Source organism: Acutalibacter sp. 1XD8-33 (assembly GCF_003612555.1).
Classification (GTDB): domain Bacteria; phylum Bacillota; class Clostridia; order Oscillospirales; family Acutalibacteraceae; genus Acutalibacter.
This window is the reverse complement of sequence record NZ_RAZF01000004.1, coordinates 131,869-147,223: the sequence shown is the minus strand read 5'-3', so window position 1 is coordinate 147,223 and position 15,355 is coordinate 131,869. Positions and strand designations below refer to the sequence as shown.

16 protein-coding genes and 2 pseudogenes are annotated in these 15,355 nt (G+C 48.8%); 10 read left to right on the top strand and 8 right to left on the bottom strand.

The window, feature by feature from the left end:
• Window positions 1-8 precede the first annotated feature (8 nt).
• The 4 genes and pseudogenes from D7X94_RS05095 to D7X94_RS19800 form a co-directional block, all read right to left on the bottom strand.
• The gene (locus D7X94_RS05095) at window positions 9-587 is read right to left on the bottom strand and encodes a hypothetical protein (RefSeq protein WP_147401668.1); all 579 of its coding nucleotides are present in this window, start codon (window positions 585-587) and stop codon (window positions 9-11) included.
• Between the two features lie 86 nt (window positions 588-673).
• Window positions 674-922: pseudogene (locus D7X94_RS19810) on the bottom strand (integrase core domain-containing protein); the annotation flags it as partial.
• A 29-nt stretch (window positions 923-951) separates the two neighbouring features.
• Window positions 952-1,197: pseudogene (locus D7X94_RS19805) on the bottom strand (transposase); the annotation flags it as partial.
• A 79-nt stretch (window positions 1,198-1,276) separates the two neighbouring features.
• Window positions 1,277-1,792, bottom strand: coding sequence for a helix-turn-helix domain-containing protein (locus D7X94_RS19800; RefSeq protein WP_120426648.1), 516 nt, complete (start codon window positions 1,790-1,792; stop codon window positions 1,277-1,279).
• Between the two features lie 580 nt (window positions 1,793-2,372).
• On the opposite strand from D7X94_RS19800, the gene D7X94_RS05080 reads away from it, so the two are divergent.
• From D7X94_RS05080 to D7X94_RS05070, 3 genes are all read left to right on the top strand, one after another.
• Window positions 2,373-2,576 carry a helix-turn-helix domain-containing protein gene (locus D7X94_RS05080; RefSeq protein ID WP_120426647.1) on the top strand — a complete coding sequence of 68 codons (204 nt, stop codon included), beginning with the start codon at window positions 2,373-2,375 and terminating at the stop codon, window positions 2,574-2,576.
• A gap of 46 nt (window positions 2,577-2,622) precedes the next feature.
• Complete coding sequence (locus D7X94_RS05075) at window positions 2,623-3,903, top strand: metallophosphoesterase (protein ID WP_158590900.1); 1,281 nt, start codon at window positions 2,623-2,625, stop codon at window positions 3,901-3,903.
• A gap of 165 nt (window positions 3,904-4,068) precedes the next feature.
• Window positions 4,069-4,983, top strand: a complete 915-nt coding sequence (locus D7X94_RS05070; protein ID WP_120426645.1) for a hypothetical protein — start codon at window positions 4,069-4,071, stop codon at window positions 4,981-4,983.
• An 861-nt stretch (window positions 4,984-5,844) separates the two neighbouring features.
• On the opposite strand, the gene D7X94_RS05065 is transcribed toward D7X94_RS05070, so the two are convergent.
• Both D7X94_RS05065 and D7X94_RS05060 read right to left on the bottom strand, forming a co-directional pair.
• On the bottom strand, window positions 5,845-6,204 hold the full coding sequence (locus D7X94_RS05065; RefSeq protein WP_330558171.1) for a flavodoxin: 360 nt from the start codon (window positions 6,202-6,204) through the stop codon (window positions 5,845-5,847).
• Window positions 6,205-6,301: 97 nt separating this feature from the next.
• Window positions 6,302-7,000 (bottom strand): nitroreductase family protein, encoded by a 699-nt coding sequence (locus D7X94_RS05060; protein ID WP_120426644.1) that lies wholly within the window; start codon window positions 6,998-7,000, stop codon window positions 6,302-6,304.
• A 45-nt stretch (window positions 7,001-7,045) separates the two neighbouring features.
• Here D7X94_RS05060 and D7X94_RS05055 point away from each other — a divergent pair, with 45 nt between their 5' ends.
• Genes D7X94_RS05055 through D7X94_RS18120 form a run of 3 tightly spaced genes read left to right on the top strand, consistent with a single transcriptional unit; the run spans window position 7,046 to window position 8,022 of the window.
• Window positions 7,046-7,246 (top strand): hypothetical protein, encoded by a 201-nt coding sequence (locus D7X94_RS05055; RefSeq protein WP_199715017.1) that lies wholly within the window; start codon window positions 7,046-7,048, stop codon window positions 7,244-7,246.
• A 33-nt stretch (window positions 7,247-7,279) separates the two neighbouring features.
• Window positions 7,280-7,591, top strand: coding sequence for a hypothetical protein (locus D7X94_RS05050; RefSeq protein ID WP_120426643.1), 312 nt, complete (start codon window positions 7,280-7,282; stop codon window positions 7,589-7,591).
• Window positions 7,592-7,593: 2 nt separating this feature from the next.
• Window positions 7,594-8,022 (top strand): hypothetical protein, encoded by a 429-nt coding sequence (locus D7X94_RS18120; RefSeq protein ID WP_147401667.1) that lies wholly within the window; start codon window positions 7,594-7,596, stop codon window positions 8,020-8,022.
• 390 nt (window positions 8,023-8,412) lie between these two features.
• Here the strand turns inward: D7X94_RS18120 and rbr are convergent, their stop codons facing one another.
• A complete protein-coding gene (rbr, locus tag D7X94_RS05040) occupies window positions 8,413-8,952 on the bottom strand; it encodes a rubrerythrin (RefSeq protein ID WP_120426641.1) in 540 nt (179 codons plus the stop codon).
• Between the two features lie 223 nt (window positions 8,953-9,175).
• Between rbr and D7X94_RS05035 the strand changes: the two genes are divergently transcribed.
• Together D7X94_RS05035 and D7X94_RS05030 are read left to right on the top strand one after the other, a co-directional pair.
• Window positions 9,176-9,571 (top strand): zf-TFIIB domain-containing protein, encoded by a 396-nt coding sequence (locus D7X94_RS05035; RefSeq protein ID WP_120426640.1) that lies wholly within the window; start codon window positions 9,176-9,178, stop codon window positions 9,569-9,571.
• A 43-nt stretch (window positions 9,572-9,614) separates the two neighbouring features.
• Entirely contained in the window at window positions 9,615-10,802 is a 1,188-nt protein-coding gene (locus tag D7X94_RS05030; protein ID WP_158590899.1) for an AI-2E family transporter, read from the top strand.
• A gap of 153 nt (window positions 10,803-10,955) precedes the next feature.
• Here D7X94_RS05030 and D7X94_RS05025 read toward each other — a convergent pair whose 3' ends face one another.
• Window positions 10,956-12,551: a VanW family protein gene (locus D7X94_RS05025; RefSeq protein ID WP_120426638.1), complete on the bottom strand. Its 1,596-nt coding sequence runs from the start codon at window positions 12,549-12,551 to the stop codon at window positions 10,956-10,958.
• 946 nt (window positions 12,552-13,497) lie between these two features.
• Between D7X94_RS05025 and D7X94_RS05020 the strand changes: the two genes are divergently transcribed.
• Together D7X94_RS05020 and D7X94_RS05015 are read left to right on the top strand one after the other, a co-directional pair.
• Window positions 13,498-14,637: an MGDG synthase family glycosyltransferase gene (locus tag D7X94_RS05020; protein ID WP_120426637.1), complete on the top strand. Its 1,140-nt coding sequence runs from the start codon at window positions 13,498-13,500 to the stop codon at window positions 14,635-14,637.
• Entirely contained in the window at window positions 14,634-15,350 is a 717-nt protein-coding gene (locus D7X94_RS05015; RefSeq protein WP_120426636.1) for a DNA alkylation repair protein, read from the top strand. Before D7X94_RS05020 ends, D7X94_RS05015 begins: the two co-directional genes overlap by 4 nt.
• Window positions 15,351-15,355 lie beyond the last annotated feature (5 nt).

Genomic DNA, 15,355 nt, shown 5'->3' with positions numbered 1-15,355 from the left:
CTTTTGTGTTATTTCTTGGCATAGTCCCATCGACTTCTAATCTTGACCCCGTTTGCTCTCAGGCAGCGGATCACTACTTGCGGATGGACGTGGAAACATTCAGCAATTTCCTCAGTCGTGCGCATCTCGTCATACATAGCGACCACTGCGTCAGCATTCAGCCTTGCTTGGGCTTTAGCCCTAGTAACCTCAACTCCGTGTTGTCTCAACAGTTTATTGATGGTCGTTTTACTACAGCCAAACCGCTCTGCGAGTTTGATGGTGGTGGTTTCGCCGGATTGATAGGCAGAGACCATCTGTTTGATGTCAGCCTCGGAAAACTCTCTGCGATATGGTTGTTTCAAACGTTTTACTGCTATTTCCCCAAACACATCAATTTCTCGGTTGTGCCTCTCCGCATCATCTGCTATAATAAACGTAGCGGCTTGACCGAAGTTTTTCGCGGCCTGGATGACCTTGACTTTCTGGCGAATAATAGCGTCGTATTGGTTTGGGTCAGGCTCTGTTAAGCCCACCATGTGAAGCGGAGTCGTTTTTCGAATTATTTTATCGAAAAGCGGCTCCGTTTTGCTCTGTAACCGTTGCAATGACTGGATTTTCTGAAAAGGTTGCCTACGGTATATTTCTGAAAATAAGAAAAAGCTGCAAAAAAATATTTATCCAGCTACGTTTTTTAGACACAGGTTTTCTCACAAGCCTGTGTCTTTTTCTGCCCATAAAGTTCCTCAAATCGTACCGGCGACTTGTATGCCAGCGTCTGATGGGGCCGTTGTTCGTTATAGAAGCGCACATACTCGTCCACACTTTTTCGAAAATCTGCCTTAGAGGAGTAGTCCCTTCGATACGCTTCTTCCCGCTTAAACGAAGCAAAGAATGTCTCGGCCACTGCGTTGTCACAGGGACGGCCAGAGCGGGAGAAGGATTGCTTGACGCCGCCCTGTTGAGCAACTTAAAAAGGGTGTCAGAGGTATACTGTCCTCCACGGTCACTGTGAAAAGTCAAATCTGTGGGGTTACTCCGCGCTCGGAACGCATCTTTGAATGTAGCTGTCACCAAATGAGTGCTGCATTTGCGGGAAACTCGGTATCCCACTGCCCTTCGTGAAAATAAGTCGATAATAGCACAGAGATATACTGCATAGCCCTTGATCTTGAAATATGTGATGTCACTGGCCCATATCTCATTGGGACGTGTCACGCTGAATTCCTGATTGACCAAATTGCGTTTCAAGTATGCCGATTTCGATAATTGCTTTTGGCCTTTTCGCGGATACTGATCAGGTCAAGTTCCTGCATAATCTGTCTAATGCGTTTTTTTCTATGCAGATTCCGTTCTCAGCCAGTATGACCCGTATCTTTTCAGCCCCGAAGCGCTGTTGACTGTCGTCAAAAATTCGCTGTACTTGCAGCATAAGTTCTTGCTGTCTATGCAAATACTCTGTTCGGTCGACCTTGCGGAAAATGTGGTTGTAGAATGTTCCACGGGAGATATTTAGGGCTTCACACAGTTCATGAACGCTATATTGCTCAAATTGTTCGTATAGTCTTGCCAGAACTTCAAGGCGCTTACGGCGAGGTACATTATCAATGATATTGGGAATTCGAATAATCTGTAAGATGTGGCTTTGGCGTTCGTGTTGGCGACAGAGGGCTGAGTAATCTTTCGTAGTACTCTGATCCCCCGTCTGCTGATACTCTTTGCGCCAGCGGTAGAGAGTATTTAGAGAAATGTGGTACTTTTTACTGACTGTCGCAAATGGGGTACCAGCAAGACAAATGGCATGGACTATCATCTCCTTTGTGCAGATTACAACAAAGGAGATTGGTTATGCAAGGTATTACCTTACAGTAGCCAGTTTTCAATATAGATGAACTACGCTTTGGGGATAAAACTCTGTACCCCCTCCATCAGTCCTGTCATATCCTCCTCCGCCAGATAATTCGCTTGAACGGGGACAAGCACACAGTCCAACACTTTCGGTTTCGCCATTTGGGATTTCCTTTCATAGATTTAGCCACCTACGGCGAAACAGACGGCTATGTATGGGCATAAGAAAAGCTGCCTTTTCAACAGTGAAAAGACGGCTTTTTCAGTCGGACAGTATGTGATTTTAGAGGTTAATACAAAGCGTGGAACAAAATCGTATCTCCGAATTTTCCGGTGTTTTGTCGTATCAAAGCTGATCCCCTGGTAGTAAATTCGTAGTAATTGGGGTGGATTGTCAGGAAATGCAAGGTAGTGTGCTACTTCACAAGGTTATGCGGCCACTCGCTTGATATTTCCTCAAGAATCACCAAATTATTATATAAATGCCTTGCACTTATCAACCGAATGATTTATAATGCAATTATATAATGGAGGTAGAATATGATATGGTAAGAGAGTTGTGCGAGAAAAAGAGTATTAGTCTTGCGGAGCTTTGTAAGCGTATTGGAGAAACTCCGCAAAATTTCAATAAAAAATTGAAGCGAGGCACAGTCTCTTTTGAGGAAATGATGGCAATCGCAGCGGTTTTGAATGTTGGATATGAGCAGGCATTTGTGTTACCAAATGGAGAAAGAATAGAATTAGAGTAAAAATATAAGTGAAAGTGACTAATGCCAAATCATGTTGGAGGTAAACATGATTTGTAGTAGAAACAACATAAAGGCATCATGGCTTCATGTCTCAGACTTGCATGTGTTTCCTGAAGCGGATACAACATTGATGCTGGATGACTATGTGGAATTAGCGAAAATTATTTCGCCGGAATTCCTGGTCGTGACAGGTGATTTTCGCCACAAAAGATATGAAACTAATTTCTCACTCGCGAGGGATTATTTGGAAATGCTAATAAGTATTTTCAGCATTAACAAACAAGACGTCTTTTTGTTACCTGGAAACCACGATGTGGATTATTATGATGGCAGAGCAGATGCCATTTCTGATATATGCTTGCGTTCAGAAGAAGGACATTATAATGTTTATTCGAAGTATCAATTAAGCAAAGGATTTTGTGACTATAATGATTTTGTGCGTGAATTTTACAGGGGAACAGATGTGGTCGATTCAAGGATAATAGATCCAAGCGGAGTACATTGTGTAGCTTGGAATAATTTGATTAACATCCTTGTAGTAAACACGGCTTTAATCAGTGATGGAGAAAATCATAACCAGATTCTAGATATTAATGCATTATCTCAATGTCAAATTGATTTCACCCTATTCAATTTAGAGGACATTCGCCCCGGATATGCCCATTATAAAAAAATCGATAAACTCAATGAAACACTTTGTAGCCTTCTGAATGAGTTGAAGTTTGATCGAGAACTTTGTCGTCAGGTGGCGGTGTCGATTGTTACTTACAGCCGTTTTGCGAGTGTAAGATATGATTTCCTTGACTGCGAAGCCCTGGATATACAATCTTGCAGGTGTACAATTGAAAAGGCAGAAACGGCAATGGGTGATGGCCTTCGCACGTCACTTGCGCAACTGGATGAAATGCAAAATGATCTTCGGAATGCTGATAACGATTATTATACTCCAATCTTGGTGTTTATGACGGACGGCACACCCACTGACGCTCCTCGCACGGAGTTCGCACAAGTTCGGGAGCGGGTACAAAATGGGAAATTGTTTTTATTTCCTTTGGGTATTGGCAAAGGGACTGATATGGCAAGGCTACGAGATATGTTCCCGATGGGGAAAGTACCACCAATGTTCAGTGAACGCTACAAAATGATTGAACCGGAAGACTACGAAACTATTTTTAAGGAAATCAAAGATCATGTTAGGCGAAAGCAAAGCGTAATGGTTTCCGAGGGTAATAGCATACAAAGTACACCTGTTGTTAAGGATAATAATGTTAACAATAATCAAACCGGTGAAAGTATCATGTATAGATTGTTAGCTGAATTAGCTTAATTACAATGTGAAACGGGGTCGTTATTCAAACTTTTTTATCGAAAAATTGTTCTTCCTTTGTGTAAATACTATTTGATAACTGCCGTAAAAAAAGACTGAGTAGTTTTGTCGTTGAATAAAAGAGATATGGCAATTAATTTGAAGCTCTTTTGAAGGTGGAGCAAAATGAAAGAACACAAAATAGAGAATATCATTGCTGCGCTTGGCGTCATTTTAGCCTTGCTAACATTTTTGTTTGGTAGTGGAGTTATTTATAATCAATCCGATAACCACACTATTTCCGAAAAGGATGCAAATAGTGTGACTCTCCCTGTCACCTCATCAGATTCTGTTTCTTCTGAAAACACACAACCAGAATATAATACCTTTAACACAGAAAGTCCGGTAGACAACAAACAAAAGGATGCTCTTTCTGATGGAAGTGGCTCACCTGAAAATCTCTTGCCCCCCGAGAGCAAGACACCCACAGACAAACAACAAAACAATAACTCCACAGATACAAATAACAAATTCGAACACAGCCCGATACCGGCGCAAAATCAAACAACTAATCCACAGGATAATGCTCCTGGGAACAATAATACGTTTATCCCTGAAGAAAAACATATTATCTCTTTCAATAATCACGAATATCCAGGAGCTATTACTCCCAGCCAATGGACTGCAATATCGGGAGAGACTATTAGTATTTTGTTAGAGCCATCTGACGGATATGTCATTGAACCATTTCAGGAAGTAGGCCTATACAAAGGAACAGATAACAAATGGTACTTTACTATGCCAGAATGTGATATCAAGTTTACGGTTAAACCACAGAATAGTAGTTACCCCAAAGATAGTAATACATATAGCTCAGGAGAAAAGCACAGTATCTCTTTTGATAACCATGAATATCCAGGAGCTATTACTCCCAGCCAATGGACTGCGGTATCAGGAGATATTATTAGTATTCTGTTAGAGCCATCTGACGGATATGTCATTGAACCGTTTCAGGAAGTAGGCCTATACAAAGGAACAGATAACAGATGGTACTTTACCATGCCAGATTGTGATATCTCGTTTAAAGTTAGCCGAAACTGAACTTTTATTCAAGTTTTCTCATAACTCTTTCAGAGGGGAGATAGCATATGCCGTACAACTATCAATAAAGCAGACTTTGCGCCCCCTGTCAAACACACCTCATCTGCAAAACATCACCTCCAGCACTTTCATCTATTAATTAAAAATTCCCATTTGCACAGTGTCTATAACGGTAGTACAATAAGCCATCTCCACGAACGAGGTGATGCAGATGATTTAGCGCAAAAAATCCGAATCGAGGCGAAAAACACCAAACACCATAGGATATACTAAACGCCGATGAGATTTGTAGGTTGGGGATCATAAAAAGGTAATGGCCGTGCAGATGTCAGTTTGCATATCTGTAAATCTTCTCGGCGTTTAGTATATTTAAACCTGTTCAGCTTCTCATATAATCCACCGAAACACCCACTCGAAAAAGTAGAGAAACTATTATCTATTGCATTTTCCAGACCAATTACTTTGAGATATGGCAACTTATATTCTAAAGACAAAAGTAAATCAGATAATTCTATGAACATCTGACCTACGCCCTAGTCGGAGTATCTGATTGATGAAATGTGTTTGTCTGTTGCCGAAAAACCTTGATTTCATGCGGGGTTCCGGGAGTGTCGTTATGAATACTCGGACCATCTAAGGACGGTTATTCTGATACAATACGTATCGAGATAACCGTCCTTAATTTTGCACCAGACCGCTGAAAATGGCCCTTTTTCTAACATTTTGTAAGAAAGTCCCCACCGCTGGCTGGATAAATTTCCAGACCAGCGGTGGGCTTTTTGCGTTTTGAGGACTTTAGAGAGGGAGTTATCGTGGATTTATTGGGTATCGTTATTTTATTGGGGATATCGTTAACTCATATCAATCTTTAATACAGTGACGAAAAAGCGAAACTGCCCCAGCAACATCCTCTTCGTTTGGCCTACCTTTTACAATACCACCAATTAACTTGAACGGCCCAAAGGTATCAAATCCAGGGCAGTCATAGCTCCCCATAATTTTGGCTCCTTTTGAAACAGCAATCTGCTTAATCGCGTCAAGATAACCGTTCCGCTTTACACCATAGGTATAGAGGAAAAGTTCCCTTTTCCCCTGCGGCAGATTCTGTTCTGCCCAATTCAGCACATCTTTATGAAATTTCTGATAGTAGATGCCGGAAGCAAGACCGATCAAATCATAACTGGACACATCGACCTTTGAGGCATCTCCGGCCTCGACCAATGTGGCCCCTCTTGCTCTGCAATCGCATCCAACAGTTTCTTTGTGTTGCCATGGTGTTCAGAGTGATAAACGATCAATGTTTTCATAGCAAATCTCCCTATTGATAGTCGATTTCAATGTAAAATTCTTTCCCGGTGGTGATGGGGACGATACTCTTGATTTCCTTGCCCTCTTGCATCAACGCACATACGGCATGGCGGGCGGCAATTCCGATGTCAATTTTATTGAGCTTGTTTTTCAGAATCAGTCGGGAAACGCCCCTGCCCGCATCTTTTATAAGGACCTTCCCATTTCCCAGCTCCATCTTCCAAGGCTGGGAATTTAGTGACGAGGGCGCAAGGCGAACCGCCTGCGCCACTTTGTTTTCTTTAGCGCAGACTGCCAACAATGGTTTCCGTTTAAATTCCGTTTCACTTTCTCGCACAGGAACATCTGTCTTTCCAATCGCAAGGGCAATGCAAAACCGCTCCGCATCAGCGATTGGCTTAATGTCCATAAACCATCCGCTACCCAATCCGATGCTTTGGACATACAGATCAACTTTTTGCAGGACAAAGCCGACATTGGCATAAGCGGCAAATGTTGAATCACAGTACCCCAGCAAAAAGTGAGAGGCCCCGTGATTTGCAGAGACTTCCGCCGCAGACACCAGCTTAAACGCTCCATGCTGGCCGGTGAGCTGCTCCGCTTCGGCAGCGCACTTTGATATGCCATTCAGTATACCGTCCTCAATAGAGCCTTCAAGATAATTTCGCACCTGCCTGCGGATAAAGATCGTTTCGTATAATGTAGTCATACATCGCTGCTCCTTTCCTGCGCTATGTTTATGGGAAGGGCCAGGATGTCCTTTCTCACACCCCTCGCCTTGAGCTTCAACAATCTGCGGACTAAAAAGGGCCGGACGATTTTGACGGCCCTGGCTGGGTCGATTGGCATTATCGGAATTGCTCTGATCCTGTCCCTCGCCAACGGTGTGAACCGCTACATTGCGGATATTCAGCGGAACACAATGACCTCCTATCCCATTACCATCAGCACATAAACCATTGATATGGCCGGGGGAACCCAAGGCGGTATGCGGAGCGGACGCTCTGAGGCGGAAGAAGTTCGCTCTGGCGTTTACGCGGATTACAGCGAGATAGAATCCAATGAAGCAATGGCTGGCAACATCAAAGAAAATAACCTGACTGCATTTCGGCAATATTTGAACGATCCAGACAGCGAAATCTGGCAGTACCTTGGAGAGAACGGCGCTGTCTACTCCTATAATGTCAGCTTTTCAATCTATTACTACGACAGAGAGGGCAGCTTGATTGCCTCCGATACCGACCCGGATGAAGTAGGTGCTTCTACGCTTTCCAGTGAACCCTCACAGGTCCGGCGGTAAACATGGAGCGCATGAACTCCTTACTGGAAGGAGGCTCCTCTGGCGCGGAGAATTTCTCTCAACTGATGCCTGCCGCAGACGGCGGCGCGGTCAGCCCGATTTTGATGGACAGCTACGAGGTCGTTTATGGCGCATGGCCGCAAGGATATGACGAAGTAATCTTTGTTTTGGATGAACACAATCAAATTCCTGCGAATTCCCTCTATCAGCTTGGCCTGCATCATCGCACTCATTATAAGGCAAATCCCTCTCGCTATCATTTTTTGATAAAAGCTATTTACCATATCGACAATCAAAAGTTCATATTGTTCTTGTTCCGATATTACAAACATTTTATAAATCAACTTTTTCCCCAATCCTCTATGTTTCATAAATGTTGGCAAAAAAATGTTGCTTATCTGAACTTGATGATACTGGCGATTGATAAATAGTCTTAGCAAAACAAATCAAGTTTCTAAGATTTTATGAACTTACGCGAACATAGAGAAGTCATTCCATATATTACGATTCCTAATTTTATACTTGCTTCCTTCCCTTCTTCTGAAGGCTGGACCATTTCCGTGGGGATTATGGCGGGCCCTCCAATTCCCGCGCCACCGGTCACAGTATCATTCTATACCGTCTGGAGAAGCCCAGTCCTTTGGGGCTTTTCCAGATATCCGGACAGAGGTATTGTACCATAAACCCACCGGTGGTTTCAATATCATTTCCAGCCTTCCATGGAAATTCCGAAAGCAAAAAAGGCGGCGCAACCGAAAGCCGCGCCGCCTTAAAAATAAGATCTTGCCCCTGCTTATCCTTATTTTAGATAAAATAGAGCTTTAATAGTTCTCGGGTTTTACTCGGAAGTAGGCCTGTGGATGGGCGCAGACAGGGCAGACCTCCGGGGCCTTTTTGCCAATGCAGATATGGCCGCAGTTCATGCACTGCCAGACAGCGTCCCCGTCTTTCGAGAATACAAGTCCTTCCTCCAGATTCTTTACCAGCTTGCGGTAACGTTCCTCGTGCTCTTTCTCGATCTTTGCCACACCCTCGAAAAGCCCGGCGATCTGGTCGAAGCCCTCTTCCTTCGCCGTCTTGGCAAATTCCGCATACATTTCGGTCCACTCGTAGTTTTCCCCGTCGGCCGCGGCCTTCAGGTTGTCCATGGTGTCTCCAATTCCGCCGTTCAACAGCTTGAACCACATTTTGGCGTGTTCTTTCTCGTTGTCCGCCGTCTCCTGGAAGATCTCTCCGATCTGCTGGTAGCCGTCCTTTTTAGCCTTGCTGGCGAAATAGGTGTACTTGTTTCGAGCCTGGCTCTCTCCCGCAAAGGCGGTGAGCAGGTTGGCCTCGGTCTTGCTGCCCTTTAACTCTGGCATAGAAATTCCTCCAAAATTAATATTTGTTCTTGTTTTTATAATACCCAAATTTCCCCATAATGTCAAGGGGGTGATTTGTAAATTTATCGTGAAGCCCCCAAAAACAGTTGAAAAAACGGCGGGAAGGGGCTATACTAAATTACAATTATTGATATACTTTGCTGAAAGACAAGCGCGCAGAGATGCTTTCTATCAGTAAAGTATGGAAAAGGATTGTGATAGTATGTGGTATCAACGGTTTCAACGCTTTTTGTACGGACGTTATGGTACGGACACGCTCAACATCGCTCTACTGATTCTGGGTGTAGTGTTCACGCTTTTTGGCGTTTTATTCTTCTGGCCCCTCACCTTTCTGGCGGACGGGATCTATATCTACGCCCTGTTCCGCACGTTTTCCCGGAATATTGCTGCCCGCCAGCGGGAATATACCGCCTTTTTGAAGCTCTGGAATCCGGTTTCCTTTTGGTTTCGTACGGAAAAGTTGAAATTCTCCCAGCGGAAAACCTATAAATATTTCAAGTGCCCTTCCTGCCGCCAGCAGCTGAGGGCGCCCAGAGGGCGGGGGAACATTGAAGTCACCTGCCAGAAATGCCATGCTGTGTTCCGCACAAAAACCTGAGAATCCACCGCCTGGTTCTCACCTGAGAGAGGGGAAGAGGAAGATGAAGGACGTTCATTACCGGCAGGCCCTGCGGTATGGCTGCCTGCTGCTCGCTTTTGCCGCCTTGATGACGCTGGCGGTGCTGCGCTTTGACCAGGTCTGGGCCACGTTTGTCAATCTTGGCAACACGCTGGCCCCTGTGCTGGGCGGCCTGGTGATCGCCTATATCCTCAATGTCTTTGTGCACTTTTTCGAGGACTTGGCCTTCCGTCCCTTCCAAAAGGTTAAGTCTAAACTCTGGCATAAGCTCAAGAGGCCTGCCGCTGTAACCCTGGCCTATCTTGTGGTACTGTTGGTGGCGGCGTTTATTTGCTTTTTCATTATTCCCAGCTTGGTGGAATCTATGAGTGGGCTGGCCGTCACAATCCAACAGAACTTGCCCATCTATGTAAACCAAGCGATTGCCTGGGCCGATGATCTGGCCCAGGAGTATGACCTGACTTTTGTTCAGGATTTCCTCACGGGCTTTAATTGGAGCTCCCTTCTCAGCGATGCCACCAAGTTTACCACAGATTTCCTGGCATCCCTTTTCAATGTGACCATCAATGTGGCGTCCGGAGTATTCTCTGTGATTATGGGGTTCATCTTCTCGGTGTATATGCTGTTCGGCAAGGAAAAGCTCATTGCCAGCACCAAGAACACCCTGCGGGCTTTCCTTCCGGAGAAGGCCGCCCGAACCGCCGGCAGAGTGGGGCGGCTGAGCAACCGAGTTTTCTTCTCCTTTATCAAAGGACAGCTCACGGAATGCGTAATTCTGGGGGTGCTCTGCTATGCAGGCATGAACATCCTGCGGCTGGACTATTCTCTTCTGATCTCCTCGGTGGTGGCGCTGGGGGCGCTGATTCCTATTCTGGGAGCATACATTGGCGCAGCGGTGGGGGCTTTTATCCTGCTGCTGGTACACCCTATCGATGCCTTGATTTTTATCATCTTTTTGGTCATCTTGCAGCAGGTGGAGGGGAACCTGATCTATCCCCGGGTGGTGGGGTCCTCCATTGGTCTCCCCCCCATCTGGACGCTGTTTGCGGTGGTATTCTGGGGAGGCGTGCTGGGCATTGTGGGTATCTGGATTGGCACGCCTGTCACGGCGGTGGCCTACCGTCTGCTGCGCACCGCTGTCTATGCCCGGCTGCACAAGCGGGAACAGCAGGCGAAGGAGGAAAGCGGATCCTCCCCCGAAGAGAATTGATTTCCTGCCGGGTTAAGGCTAGGAGACCCTTTGCCAGGGCACAAAAAGCGGTTCTTTCCAACAGAAGGGAAGGAACCGCTTTTTTCTATACTTTTATTGGGTGTGATACTGTATGCAAAAAGGCCACAGGAAATTCCTGCAGCCTCGGGCTTGCTATTCTCCTTCCTCTCCGCCGTCCGGGTTGTCTGTGGGATCCACAGACGGGTCCGGCGTGGGCGTTTCCTCAGGGGGCTCCGGCGTAGGCATTTCTACAGGGGGCTCCGGCGTAGGCACAGGAGTCGGCTGAGGAGGCACCGGGGTGGGTTCGGAAGTGGGCTTGGCTGTGGGTGAGGGCGAAGGCGTCGGCTCTGTGCTGCCGCTCTCCTTCCCTGTGTCAATCTTGCTGGTATCCGTGCCGGGACCTACCGCAAACACCCTTCCTGTAGGCCGGTAATACGAACTGGGCAGATCCTCGGTCTTAACCTGTTGGCCTCCTTTATAAAACACTCTCCAAGCGCTGGCGGAATAACCGTTGTTTCCCGAAGATTTGCGCACATACTGCCCCTTGGCCAGGGACAGGTCCTCCTCAAAGCGCACATCGCTTAAGGGCCCCTCAGATCCTGTCTGCTGGGATCCCAGCTCGATGTTGTCCCATTCCGCCGGGAAGCAGCCGTAGAAATTCACCGTCAGGGTCACCCCGTCCATCCATGCGGAAATATAGACCGGATTCTCCAAAACATTCTTAAACCGGAAATCAATGGAGCCATAATCCACCGTGGCGTCCAGCCCAATGGGGCAGTAGCCGGAGGGACTGCTGTGGCAGTCGCGCTCCACCACCTCCATCCCGGCCATCATAGCGGCGTTATAGATCGTAGTGGAGCCTTGACAGATACCGCCGCCATAGACCTGCACGCTGATTCCCCCCACCAAGCCCCCGGCCTGAAGCCAGCCGTCATTGGGGTTTGTGCTGTCGCCGATGGTGGAATTGTAGGAAAAGACCTCGCCGGGCTGAAGCACGGTGCCGTTCACCCGAGAGAGGGCCAGGGCCATGTTGCTGTTGCCGTTCGCGTTATTGTTAGAGACAGTACTGTAGGTAGAAAGCTGCTTAAAATTCTCCTGGAGGTATTTCTTGGTGAGCTTGGGCTTGGTCTCCACGAAAGCCGCCTGAATAGCCCCGCCGTGCTTCTGGGCCAGAAGCTGCCGCACGCTTTTCATGGTGGCGTTCAGATCCACTCGCCGGCCTCCCTGCTCATCAGTAAACACAAAGGCCCCAGCATTGGCGTCGTAGCTCTCCACGGTGGAATTCTTTGCCTCTTGAAAGCACAGCTTAGCAGCCTCGGTGAGCTTATCCTTTCCCTGCTGGGACAGGTCCGCCACAAAGGGAATCGTGAAATCTTCTGTCCTGCCGCTTTTCAGCATGTCCTCCACAGTCAGCTCCAGAATATCCTGTACTGCGAAATCCTCACCCTTCAAGGACACTGTGTCATCCTGAAACCGCACGCTGATCTCCAGAGAATCCACAATCTCATTCAGCGCGGACCGAGCCGTCTCCAGAGCCTCCGCCGCAGTTTTTCCCGCGACATTTTTTCCGCCAATGGAGGCCCCCTCCGGGAACACGCTAGGGTCTGCCGCCGTAGAAGAGATCTGACTGGACTCTTCACTGGACTCCCCGTCCTTTCCCTTGCAGGCGGATAAGCTGAGGGCCAGCAGAAGGGCCGCCGCCAAAACCGCCGTACGCTTCCATGTAATGTGTTCGCTACGTTTTGCCATCTATCTGATTCCTTCCTCCCGCACAGGCGGGCAAGCTGATTGCAGAATTTGTTTCCATAATATTATACATTGCCTTTTCCCAAATGTAAAGGCGCTGGAACGGGGAATTTGGTTTCAATTTTGTTATTATTTTCTCCGCTTCTCAGAAAATCCTCTGTTTGCTTACAAAAAACTTACGCTTTTGAAAAAAGCTGGAAACCCACGTCTCAAAGTGTTATAATGGATATAATTCCGGAAGGGGCCCTTTTTTTGAGGGGCGCGCACTAGGCTGGGTGAGACCAGCAGGCTTTCAGCCCGCGCCGTGTGCCCCGCTCGCATTTTGCGGCCCGCCGCAAAATGGCCGTGGGGAAACGGGCCTTGCCCGTTTCCCCGGCGGTTCGTCCGAAGGACGAACCCGGGCGGGGCAAATGCGGAGAACGCCAGCTCTGCGCGCGGCATCCCAGCCAGAAAGCGCGCCCGGACTTGGTGTTCCTTGCCCAGCCAACGCGCCCGCTGTCCCCTCCCCATCAAAAAAGCATACTGCCCATATGGCTGGCGGGTTCCGGCTTGCAGGCCTTTGTCTCGCCTGCTCCGCAGTCGAGATAGGGGGTCTCGTCTGCCGACTCGGTCGGCGCTAGACGGTCTCCACCGGAGACCAGCGCCCCATACGTGGGTCCCCTACGCAAAACGTCCCACCGGGACGTTTATGCTACCCTCCTGCGTTGTTTTCTCAGGCTATGAAGGTCAAGGGCAAGACCGTGGGACTCCGTCCCACACCCTGCCACTTTTGAAAAAGTGGACAAAACTTTTACGGTGGTTCGGTCAGCTCGTCAAAACATCAAAACCTTCACGACGAGCAAAGCGAGGAGTGGGTAAAAGTTTCGTCAACCTTTTCAAAGGTTGCGGAGGTTTGGAGGCAGAGCCTCCAAGGTCTTAAAAAGTCACGAAAAAAGGAGAATCGGATAGGATGAAAGTCTTGCTTCTGACCGCCGCCACAGGTGCCGGCCACATCAAAGCCGCCAACGCGGTGGAGGAATACATCCGGGAGAACACCGGCTGGGACGTGCGCACCGTGGACTGCCTGAAGGCCGTAGGCCGGCTCCTGGACAAAACTGTGTGCGACAGCTACCTCTTTATGGCCAAGAAGGCCCCCATGCTCTTCGGCCGGCTCTATAAGCGGACCAACCGGCAGAACGTCATCTCCAGCCTGGTGCCCAAGCTCAGCGGGCTGTTCAGCAATATGCTCTATCCCTCCATTGAGGGCTACGGCCCCGATGTAATTATCACAACCCACCCCTTTGCCACCGAAATGGTGGCCGACCTGAAACAGGACGGCCTGGTCAAGGCTCCTCTGATCTGCGTTATCACCGACTACGGCGCCCACCGGGCCTACATTGCCCAGGAGGTGGACAGCTATGTGGTTGCCAGCGACGACATGATTCCCGAGCTGCAGGAGTTCGGCGTGCCGCTGGAAAAAATCTGCCCCTTCGGCATCCCGGTACACGGGGTGTTTTTCGACCCGCAGGACCAGAAGATGTTGCTGCGCCAGCTGAACCTGGACCCGGATCTGCCCACCCTACTGTTCATGGCCGGGAGCTTCGGCGTGTCCGGCATCATCAAGCTCTACCGGGATCTGGCTGCCACGCCGGTGAAAATGCAGATCATCGTCATCACAGGGCGGAACCAGAAGCTCTTCGAAGCCTTCGAGAAGGAAATTGCGGCCACCCCAGCCATTCCCACCCGGCTGATTTATTTTACTGACGAGGTGGAAAAGTACATGCATGCCGCCGATCTGCTGGTCACCAAGCCCGGCGGCCTCACCGTGTCCGAAGCCCTGGCCTGCAACCTGCCCATGGCTGTGTTTGACGCTATCCCCGGCCCGGAGGACGACAACGCCCGGTTCCTCAAAACCCACGACATGTGCGTGCACCTGGAAAAGGGTAGCGACTTCGCCCAAGAGATCTCCCAGCTTTTGCAGGAGAAAAAGCGCCTGCGGGCCATGCGGGAGAACTGCGCCGGGTTCGACAAGTCCCAGTCCATCCCTAACATCCTCATCCTCATCCAGAAGCTGGTCAGCGCCGCCCAGAAGCCGGGGGAGAGGGCATGAGCGCCGGGTTCGCCCCCGAGGACTATCAGGAGATTTTACATCGCTTCGCCTCCCTTTCCGACGAGACATACAAGAAATTCAACGAGAGCCTGATCCCCGGCACAACCACCGCCTACGGGGTGCGGGTGCCGGAGATCCGGGCTTTGGCCTGTCAGGTGATAAAGAAGGACCCCAAAGGCTTTTTGGCGGTCAGCCAGCCGGGATCCTACGAGGAGATTATGCTGCGGGGCATGGTAATCGCCGGAATGAAGCAGCCCATAGAGGAACGTCTCCCTCTGGTAAAAGACTTTCTCCCCCTTATCGGTAACTGGGCCGTATGCGATACCTTCTGCGGCAGCTTCCAGCTGAAGAGCCCCCAGGACCGAACGCTCATGTGGCAATTTGTTCGCCCCCTGTTTACCGATAGACGGGAATTTTACGCCCGCTTCGCTGCGGTAATGTTTTTGGGGCATTTTGTAACCGAAGATACCGTGGACGAGGGCCTGGCCCTGCTGGAATCCATGACCCAGGAGGACTACTATGCACGCATGGCGGCGGCCTGGGCGGTATCTGTGTGCTATGTAAAGTTCCCCGCACGCACGCTGCCTCTCCTCCAGCGGCGGACCCTGCCCCCTTTCACCCAGAATAAGGCTATCCAGAAGATCCGGGAGTCCTACCGGGTGGCGAAGGAGGACAAGGAGATGCTGCTGGCGTTCAAGCTGCCCCCACGGTAAAAACC

Bases quoted from the DNA above. Each gene is read 5' to 3' on its own strand.
- D7X94_RS05060 (WP_120426644.1), bottom strand. From the start codon at position 7,000: ATGACTACATTATACGAAACGATCTTTATCCGCAGGCAGGTGCGAAAT.
- D7X94_RS05020 (WP_120426637.1), top strand. From the start codon at position 13,498: ATGAAAGTCTTGCTTCTGACCGCCGCCACAGGTGCCGGCCACATCAAA.
- D7X94_RS05015 (WP_120426636.1), top strand. From the start codon at position 14,634: ATGAGCGCCGGGTTCGCCCCCGAGGACTATCAGGAGATTTTACATCGC.
- D7X94_RS19800 (WP_120426648.1), bottom strand. From the start codon at position 1,792: ATGATAGTCCATGCCATTTGTCTTGCTGGTACCCCATTTGCGACAGTC.
- D7X94_RS18120 (WP_147401667.1), top strand. From the start codon at position 7,594: ATGGAGCGCATGAACTCCTTACTGGAAGGAGGCTCCTCTGGCGCGGAG.
- D7X94_RS05035 (WP_120426640.1), top strand. From the start codon at position 9,176: ATGTGGTATCAACGGTTTCAACGCTTTTTGTACGGACGTTATGGTACG.
- D7X94_RS05075 (WP_158590900.1), top strand. From the start codon at position 2,623: ATGATTTGTAGTAGAAACAACATAAAGGCATCATGGCTTCATGTCTCA.
- D7X94_RS05050 (WP_120426643.1), top strand. From the start codon at position 7,280: ATGCGGAGCGGACGCTCTGAGGCGGAAGAAGTTCGCTCTGGCGTTTAC.
- D7X94_RS05025 (WP_120426638.1), bottom strand. From the start codon at position 12,551: ATGGCAAAACGTAGCGAACACATTACATGGAAGCGTACGGCGGTTTTG.
- D7X94_RS05030 (WP_158590899.1), top strand. From the start codon at position 9,615: ATGAAGGACGTTCATTACCGGCAGGCCCTGCGGTATGGCTGCCTGCTG.
- rbr (WP_120426641.1), bottom strand. From the start codon at position 8,952: ATGCCAGAGTTAAAGGGCAGCAAGACCGAGGCCAACCTGCTCACCGCC.
- D7X94_RS05070 (WP_120426645.1), top strand. From the start codon at position 4,069: ATGAAAGAACACAAAATAGAGAATATCATTGCTGCGCTTGGCGTCATT.
- D7X94_RS05080 (WP_120426647.1), top strand. From the start codon at position 2,373: ATGGTAAGAGAGTTGTGCGAGAAAAAGAGTATTAGTCTTGCGGAGCTT.
- D7X94_RS05055 (WP_199715017.1), top strand. From the start codon at position 7,046: ATGTCCTTTCTCACACCCCTCGCCTTGAGCTTCAACAATCTGCGGACT.